Source organism: Acidobacteriota bacterium, assembly GCA_003696075.1.
Lineage (GTDB): Bacteria > Acidobacteriota > Polarisedimenticolia > J045 > J045 > J045.
Genome location: RFHH01000124.1, coordinates 1 through 8,754 on the forward strand (window position 1 = coordinate 1; position 8,754 = coordinate 8,754).

The 8,754-nt window shown below is 70.8% G+C and carries 6 protein-coding genes; 2 read left to right on the top strand and 4 right to left on the bottom strand.

All coding sequences use genetic code 11. The features are described from left to right. The first annotated feature begins 252 nt into the window (after nt 1–252). A complete protein-coding gene (locus D6718_08100) occupies nt 253–1,704 on the top strand; it encodes a hypothetical protein (protein ID RMG45216.1) in 1,452 nt (483 codons plus the stop codon). A gap of 254 nt (nt 1,705–1,958) precedes the next feature. Here the strand turns inward: D6718_08100 and D6718_08105 are convergent, their stop codons facing one another. Continuing rightward, complete coding sequence (locus D6718_08105; protein RMG45217.1) at nt 1,959–3,047, bottom strand: radical SAM protein; 1,089 nt, start codon at nt 3,045–3,047, stop codon at nt 1,959–1,961. A 32-nt stretch (nt 3,048–3,079) separates the two neighbouring features. Then, nucleotides 3,080–3,397 (bottom strand): PqqD family protein, encoded by a 318-nt coding sequence (locus D6718_08110; protein RMG45218.1) that lies wholly within the window; start codon nt 3,395–3,397, stop codon nt 3,080–3,082. A gap of 248 nt (nt 3,398–3,645) precedes the next feature. On the opposite strand from D6718_08110, the gene D6718_08115 reads away from it, so the two are divergent. Continuing rightward, on the top strand, nt 3,646–4,806 hold the full coding sequence (locus D6718_08115) for a hypothetical protein (protein ID RMG45219.1): 1,161 nt from the start codon (nt 3,646–3,648) through the stop codon (nt 4,804–4,806). Between the two features lie 3 nt (nt 4,807–4,809). Here D6718_08115 and uvrC read toward each other — a convergent pair whose 3' ends face one another. Continuing rightward, entirely contained in the window at nt 4,810–6,639 is a 1,830-nt protein-coding gene (gene uvrC, locus D6718_08120; protein RMG45220.1) for an excinuclease ABC subunit UvrC, read from the bottom strand. Then, nucleotides 6,636–8,639 (bottom strand): excinuclease ABC subunit UvrB, encoded by a 2,004-nt coding sequence (gene uvrB, locus D6718_08125; protein RMG45221.1) that lies wholly within the window; start codon nt 8,637–8,639, stop codon nt 6,636–6,638. The genes uvrC and uvrB overlap by 4 nt, the downstream gene beginning before the upstream one ends. Nucleotides 8,640–8,754 lie beyond the last annotated feature (115 nt).

The window sequence follows — 8,754 nt, forward strand, 5'->3', positions numbered from 1 at the left end:
GCCCCTCTCCGTGCCCGCGGCCTCCCGGGCGCGTTCCCGGTGCCGCCGTTCGTACCGAGACGCTCGAGATCCGGATCGAGCATTCCCGGCACATCGACCGTCACGTGCATCCCCAATGGTGCGTCGTCCCGCCGAGGTCAATGGAGGATCGGGGGTTCCGCTGTCGAAGGGGTCGATGCTCGGGAATCGCGCCGAACTGTTCGTTTCTCATCGAGTTGCGCGGCGTGTTGCACCATCGAGGGAGCACCTCCCATGGACGGCGCCGGGGAGGACGCTCCCGCCTCGATCCTCGACACGGAACACGATCCGCTCCACGGGCGGCACGGGGCCGGTGGGGCCCGTGACACGGCCCTGCCGGGCCAGCACCGGGAGGGGGAACGCGGCGATCCGATCGCCGCGAGAGCCCGGTCCGCCCGGGCCAGCGGAATGTCGGCCCGAGCCGCGACCACGCGGGCGCCGGAGCGATCCGCGATGAACTCCGCGGCGTCGCGGCACGCGAAACGGTCGCCGCCGCTGACGAGGATCTGGTCGCCTCCGGCGAAGAGAGCGCAACGCGGTGCCGGCCTCCGCCGTCGTCTTCGGGACGAACGCGAGACCGTCCGCTCCGGTCCGCAGGAAGCGCGCGCGGGCCGTGCGCGGCGCGTGCCGGAGCGCCTCCGGCTCCCGCACGGAGAACGGGAAGCACCCCTCCCTCTCCCTTCGCCCTCGAAAGGCGTCGCTCCGCTTCCGAGGGGTACCTTCGGTGGCGCCGAGCGGTGCGGCGCGCGCCGAGCGGCCGACATTGCCGCCCGCAGTCGCGGGCTCGGCGCCGTCCGGAATCGCAGGCCCGACCGCCCGGCGGCCGGGATGCGAGAGCGCACCGCGGTCGGTGCACCTTCCCGCGCTTGCCGGATCGGACGCGCGCGACGAGCGGCCGGTCCCTGCTGGCGAGAGACGGCGTCCCGATCGAGGGGAAGGGTTTCCGGCCGATCGAGCCCGGCTCCGTCCGACGGGCGAGCCGGCGGTCGGCCGGCAGCCGGCTCGCACCGCTCGACGAGGCGGCCCGGCCCCTCCGGGGTCCATGCTTCCAGGGGCCTTCTCGGCGATGGGGCTCGCGCCCCCGGGCCCGCTTTTCGGGGCTCCTCCGTCTCGCTCGCCGCCTCCGGGACGCGCACCGCCCGATCCTTCCGGCGTCCGCACCCCGGCCGCCCGTCCGGCGTGCGCCGGCCCTTTCACCCCCGGACCGGCTGGTGGGCCAGGCGTCTTCTGGCCCGGCTCAGCCCGCGGAGGTGGCCATCCCGCCGGCGGCGGCCGGTCTCGGTGCCGGTGCGGCCGCCGTTCGTGCCGGCCACGGCGCCCGAGCGGCGCGGGGCCGGCCGCGAGCGGCCGGAAGGCGCGCGGGAGCCGGGCGGCCGGTGGAGGGAGAAGCTCTTCCGGCGAGTCCGGCGTGCCGAAGGCGAAGGAGACGCCGCCCCCGCGGGCCCCGCGCAGCGGGCCGAGTCCGGAGGTGCGGGGTCTTCTTCCCGGAAACGGCCGGTGGCGGGGCCGGCCTGCGGCCATCGATCGCGGCGCGGTTTCGGCTGCTGCCTGCGGAAGGCGCCGCGGAGACCGGAGCGGAAGGCGGGCGGCAAAAAAGGCGGGCGGCCGGAGCCGCCCGCCTTTCGCATGCATGCTTTCGCGGGCCCGCCTGGAGGACCTGACCCCCGCCGAGCCCTCTTCGCGTGACGCCCTTGCGGTCGAACCCGCCTCAGCTCTGGATCGGGCCGTCCGCACAGGTGGCGGCGTCGAGCCGCGCGCAGCCGACCGCCCGTGCTTCGACCTTCTCCGCGTAGGTCACGCGAGGCTTTTCGTAGGTCTTCTTCATCTCGTTCTCCCTCGTCGAGGTTTCCGGGCTCCACGCCCGGTGTTCCGTTCAGCCCCGGACCCGTCCGGACGAGTCCGGGAGGACCGGTGCGGGTCGCCGTCAGGTCGGTATGCTTTTACGTCGGAGAGCCGCCGTCTGCAACAGGATCTTCCGCCTCGTCCGCCTCTTTGCCCCGGACGCGCCGCACCGCTTCCAGCTTCGTCAGACCCGAGACGCGGGCCGCGGGGTAGAAGGCGTAGGGGTCGCCGGTCTCCTTTTCCGCCACCGCCGGGCAGAAGGAGGCGAACCCCCCCTCCGGACGCCCCGAGAGCGTCCGCCTCGGCACCTCATCGGCCACCTTGCGGACGTAAGCCAGCGTGGGGTTCTCGCCGTGCCACGCCGCCTTGAGATCCTCCACTTCCATGATGTTGGCCACGGGCCGGCGCCACGCCACGCAGGGGAAGATGTCCCCGTAGGGATCGATCGTCAGCGTCGTCCGGCCGGTCCCGCAGTTTTGCTTCATTTTCGCCACCGGCCGGGGCCTGAGCCCCTTCTCTCCCCGCTTCATCTTTTCCACGAAGAAGGAAACGAGGAACTCCCGATCGGCCGCCAGCGACAGCGGCGACAGGTCGCCGTCGTCGGTCGGCGTGATGTTCGTGTCGTAGGTCACCGGGTAGCCGAAGCGACGTCCGATCTCGTCGATCGCTTCGAGCTGGTTCTGGTTCAGCCGGGTGATGGGGGTCTTGAGCGCCACCTTCACACCGAGATCGGAGAGGTGCCCCAGCGCGACCATCAGCTTGTCGAACGAACCGGCGATTCCCGTCAGCCGGTCGTGCGTCGCGGCATCGGCGCCGTGAAGGCTGATTTCGGTCTGGAACGGCGACAGGGAGGCGTAGCGCTCGGCCCGGGCGCGATCGGCGAGCAGCACCCCGTTCGTGTACGTCTTCAAGACCAGACCGCGCTCCCGCACCCCTTCCGCGATGCGGAAGAAATCGCGGTGGCACATCGGCTCCCCGCCGGTGAGGATGACGTTGAACGTGCCCGCCTGCTTGAGCTTGTCGAGAACCTCCAGCCACTGGTCGCCGTCGAGCTCGCGCCGCTGTTTGGGGGCGTTGTAGCAGAACGAGCAGAGGAGATTGCACTTGTAGGTCAGCTCGAGCTGGGCGGTGAGAGGCCGCGACTCTTCGTAGGCCCGCTCCAGAAGGCGCGACAACGGTGTGGCCATTTCGGTCCTCCCCGGCCGCCCGCGCTCGCCGCTCACGGTCCGGCGCGGCGGACGGCGCCGCGCCGGGCCAAATCTTCGAGCACTTCGACCAGATCCTGCAGGATCGTGTCCCGATCGGCTCCTTCGTATTCCTCGGCGACGATATCGGCGATCTCGCCGACGGTCCGGCGGCCGTCCAGGAGCTCGAGGACCCTGATCGCCGTTTCGTTGACGACGAGGTTCCAGGCACCCCGCGGAACCACGACCAGACCGTCGTCCCCCAGGCGGGTGAAAGAGGCCTCGGGATGGGCCTCGTAGACGCGGTCCGCGACGCCGGCCGCGTCGCCGCTCGTGCTGTGGGGTTGGGTCATGGGGTCGTCCAGGGCGCCGCCGTCCGAATGAAACGCGGGCGGCCCTTCGATCCGGCCGCCCCGGCGGGCGCCGCGCCCGCCGTGCCGGGGAAGTATACGGCGGGGCCCCTGACCCGCCAACGCTCGCCCTCGACCGTCCGCCCTCGCCTCGGAAAGCGCGGAACGGGGCGCAAGCCGCGGGACGAAAGCGGAACGCCACGCCGCTCCCTCGCCCGGCAACCGTCGGCTCCGGGCCTACATTCGACCTCGTGAGCGATCGTCGGGCGGAAAGGAGACGGCAGTGGGCCGCGGCCGGCATCGCCGCGGCGATTCTCGCGGCCAGCCTTCTGACCTTCGGTCGCTACGTCCTGCCTCGGCGGTGGAGCCGGACACCGACACCCGCCGCTGCGGCCTCGCGCGGCTCGACCGAGCCGGGCCCCGCCGACCTCGAGCCGATCGATCGCACGTCGCGCCGGGTGAGCGCCGAGCGAGGCGGGGAACTCTCCGCTCCCGGGGGGCTCGCCCGCCTTCGCATTCCGCCCGGCGGACTGCCTCGCGATACGACCGTCACGATCGTGCGCTACCGGGATCACCACCCGGCCGATCTGACCGGCTTCGTCTACGACCTCAGACCGGAGGGCCTCCAGCTGACGAGACCGGCCCGTTTCGAGATGGCGCTTCCGCCGGGCGTGCAACCGGAGGAGGCGGAGATCGCCGTCTACGATCCGGCGACCGGCGCGTGGACCGCCGAGCCTGCCCAGGAACCGACCGAGGACGGGGATGGCCTCGCCGCCCGGCTGGCGCACTTCTCGCTCCGGCGCATCCGGATCCGCCCCGGGATGAACTTCCCCTACGACCCGCACCGGGGGCGTGCGACCTTCTATCTCGAGTCGGACGCGGGGAACACCTTCGAGCGATACATCGAGGGACGCTGGCGCGCCGTCCGCCGCCGGACGCGCGCCTATCGCGACCTGATGCGCCTCCAGCGCGCCGGGCGTCACGAGCTGATCCTCTCCGGCCGCCTCCGCGCGGTGACCGGACCCCGCCCGCGGCCCGAAGTGTTCGAGGACGAGCGCCGGACGGTGGCGATGCCGGCCGGAGTTCCGGAGGCGAGGACCGGCTGGGTGAGGGTCCGCCGTCTCGATGCGGCGGGGCGGCCGACCGGTCAGGAGGTCGTCGCCCGCGTCAACGACTACGGGCCCGGCCCGGAGCCCCGCCGGGCCGGAGTGATCGTGGATCTGAGCCGCGCCGCGGCCGAGGCCCTGGGCCTCGTCTGGGGCCGTGACTTCGGCCTCGCGGAGGACAACCCGAACCTGGCCTGGATCCGGCTCGACGACCCCGCGACCGGGCGCCGCCTCCGCTATGTCCCCGTCGCGGTCGAGGCCTACGATCCGCGCCCTCCCCGGGCGCACCGCTGCCGGCTGTGGTGAAGCTCAGGATCCGCCCGCCAGCGACTCGACGATCGCCCGGGCCTTCGCCCGGCCGACCGCGCGCGCGAGGGCCTCGAAACCGGCGCGCCGGATCCCCTCCACCGAACCGAACTGTTCGAGCAGCCGCCTGGCCGTGACCGGCCCCACTCCCGGGACCTTGAGGAGGGGGGAGTCCAACGTCCGGCGCGAGCGGGCGCGCCGATGCTGCCGGAGAGCGAAGCGGTGCGCTTCGTCGCGCACCTGCTGGATCAGGTGAAGCGCCGGATCGTCCCGTCCGAGGAGCAGCGGCTGCCCCCCGGAATCGACGAAGATCTCCTCTTCCCTCTTCGCGATCGACGCGATCGGCAGGTCCCCCAGGTCGAGAGCCGCGAGCGCTTCCCGGGCGGCGGCGAGTTGACCGCGGCCGCCGTCGATGAGAACGAGATCCGGAAGCCGCTTGCCTTCGCGGGCGAGGCGGCCGTACCGCCGGGTGACGACCTCGCGCACGGCCGCGTAGTCGTCGCCGCCCGCCGCCGAGCGGATCCGGTAGCTCCGGTAGTCCGACTTGCGCGGCCGGCCCCCCTCGAAGACCACCACCGAGGCCCGCGGCTCGCTCCCAGCGAGGTGGCTGACGTCGATGCCCTCGATCCGATAGGGAGGCTCGGGAAGGCCGAGCAGATCCCTGATCTCCTCGAGCACCTGAACCCCGAACACGTGGCGGGCACGGAACCTCGCCTCGAAGGCGAGCTTCGCGTTTCGCGCCACCAGATCGAGCAGGCGCCGGCGCTCGCCCCGCGTGGGAGCCCGCAGGCGAACCGGGCCGCCGCGCCTTTGCCCGAGGAAGGTGCGGATCAGCTCCGGTTCGCCGGGCAGCCGCGGCAGGACCACCTCGGGCGGCGGCTCTTCGGCCGAATAGAACTGCGGGAGAATCTCGTCGTACAGCCGCTCCGGCTCGGGCGCGTTCGACAGGGTGAACTCCCGGCGCCCAACGACACGACCCTCGCGCATCCGGAACAACTCGACGGCCGCCTGGTCACCCTCCCGGTACTCGGCCCAGAAGTCGGCCGCTTCGAGCCCGACCGAGGCCATCTGCTGCCGCTCGGCCAGCCGCTCGAGCGACGCGAGCATGTCGCGGTACCGCGCGGCCGCCTCGAAGCGGAGCTCGCGGCTCGCCGCTTCCATGCTGCGCCGCAGGCGTTCGGAGAGCTCCCGGTCGCGACCTTCCAGAAACAACCGGACCTGGGCCACGCGCTCGGCGTACTCGGCCGGATCCGCTTTCCCGGCGCAGGGCGCCAGGCACTGGTCGAGGTGGTAGTACAGGCAGGGCCGTTGTTTTCCGTCGAAACGGACGCGGCAGTTGGCCACCTGGAAAAAGCGCGGAATCATGCGCAGCGTCCGCCACGCGTGGCTCGCGGGCAGGAACGGCCCGAAGTAGGCGTGGCCGTCGGCCCGCGGGCGGCGCACGAGCACCACGCGCGGGAACCGATCGCCGACGGTCAATTTCAGGTATGGAAAATTCTTGTCGTCACGCAGGAGAACGTTGTACCGGGGGCGATGTTCCTTGATCAGGTTGTTCTCGAGGATCAGCGCCTCGAGCTCCGAGCCGGTGACGATCACGTCCACCGACCGCGCTTCCGCCACCATCGCCGCCACCTTGGGCGGATGCTGGGCTCCCGGCTGGAAATAGGAGCGGACCCGCGATCGGAGAGACCGCGCCTTCCCCACGTAGATCACTTCCCCTTGCGCTCCCCGGAACCGGTAACAACCCGGCTCTTTCGGCAGAGCGTCGAGCTGTTCCCTCAGCGAAAGCGGCGGTCCTCCGGAGGAATCCCGCACCTGCCCCGATCCGCTCACGCGACGGTCACCCTCCGCTCCCGTTCCCGGAGCACCGCGATCCTGTCCCGGAGCTCGGCCGCCCGCTCGAACTCCAGCTCAGCCGCGGCAGCGAACATTTCGCGCTCGAGTTCCTTGATCCTGCGCGCGATCTCCTCCAGCGACATTTCTTCCTCTTCCTCTTCCGGAGCCGCCGGAATCGTGACGTAGTCGCGCTCGAAGACCGACCCGAGGACATCGTCGATCGACTTGACGATCGTCTCCGGCGTGATGCCGTGTTCCTCGTTGTAACGCTGCTGCTTCGCGCGCCGCCGGTTCGTCTCGTCGATCGCCCGCTTCATGCTGTCGGTGATCCGGTCGGCGTAGAGGATCACCCGGCCGTGGACGTTGCGGGCGGCGCGCCCGATCGTCTGGATCAGGGCGGTCTCCGACCGCAGGTATCCCTCCTTGTCCGCGTCCAGCACCGCGACCAGCGACACCTCCGGGAGATCGAGGCCTTCCCGCAGCAGGTTCACCCCGACCAGTACGTCGAAAGCCCCGCGACGCAGGTCCCGCAAGATCCGCACGCGCTCGAGAGTCACGACATCGGAGTGCAGATAGCACACGCGAACGCCGACCTCGCGATAGTGATTCGTCAGCTCCTCCGCCATCCGCTTCGTCAGTGTCGTCACCAGGACGCGCTCGTTCCGGGCCGCCCGCTTCCTCACCTCCTCGAGCAGATCGTCGACTTGGCCCGTCAGCGGGCGGACCTCGACGACCGGGTCGAGCAGCCCCGTGGGGCGTACCACCTGCTCGACCACGCGGCCGCCGGTAAGCTGAAGCTCGTACGGGCCCGGCGTCGCCGAGACGAAGATCGTGCGTGGCCGAATGGCTTCGAACTCCTCGAAGGTCAGCGGCCGGTTGTCGAGCGCGGACGGTAGCCGGAAACCCCACTCGACCAGTGTTTCCTTCCGCGACCGGTCACCCCGATACATGGCGCGGATCTGCGGAATCGTCTGGTGGGACTCGTCGATGATCAGCAGCGCATCGTCCGGCAGGTAGTCCATCAGCGTCGGCGGTGGCTCGCCGGGCGCCCTTCCGGTGAGGTGCCGCGAGTAGTTCTCGATCCCGTGGCAGTAGCCGACCTCCTGGATCATCTCCAGATCGAACAGGGTCCTCTGGGCCAGGCGTTGCGCCTCGAGCTGCTTGCCGGCAGCCCGGAGCTCGGCCACGCGCGCGTCGAGCTCTTCGCGGATCGCGCGGATCGCACGCTCCACCTGTTCGCGCGGCGTGACGTAGTGGGAGTTCGGATACACCGGGACCCGCCGGAGGTCCTCGAGACGCACCGCCCTCAGTGGATCGATCCGCCGGATCGTATCGATCTCGTCTCCGAAAAAGCAGACCCTCAGCGCCGTATCGTCGTACGCCGGCCAGATGTCGACCGTGTCCCCGCGAACCCGAAACGATCCCGGCCGCAGGTCGCCCGCGGTGCGTTCGTACTGGATCTCCACCAGGCGGCGGAGCAGCGTGTCCCGGCCGAAGGCCGCGCCGCGCTCGAGGAGCACGAGCATGCCATGATAGGCCTCGGGGGAACCGAGGCCGTAGATGCACGAAACGGAAGCCACGATGATGACATCGCGCCGCTCGAACAGGGAGCGGGTCGCCGAGTGCCGCATCCGATCGATCTCGTCGTTGATCGTCGATTCCTTCTCGATATAGGTGTCGGTCTGCGGGACGTAGGCCTCCGGCTGGTAGTAGTCGTAGTAGGAAACGAAGTACTCCACCGCATTGTCGGGGAAAAAGCGCCGGAACTCCTGGAAGAGCTGAGCCGCGAGCGTCTTGTTGTGGGCGATGACGAGTGTCGGAACGCCAGCCCGGGCGATGACGTGCGCCATCGTGAAGGTCTTCCCCGAGCCGGTGACGCCCAGCAGAACCTGGTCCCGGCGTCCCTCCTCGAGGCCCGCAACCAGCTGCTCGATCGCCTGCGGCTGATCGCCCGCAGGCTCGAACTCCGACACGAGGCGGAACGGCGCGTCGCCCATGGCTACCACGAGACTGACACGCAGAGCGCCCACCGGCAACGTTCCGGAGGTGCTTCCCCGATGGTGCGCTGCCGCGCCGGCGGGGCGCAGATGCGGCCTGTTCCATGCCACCTCC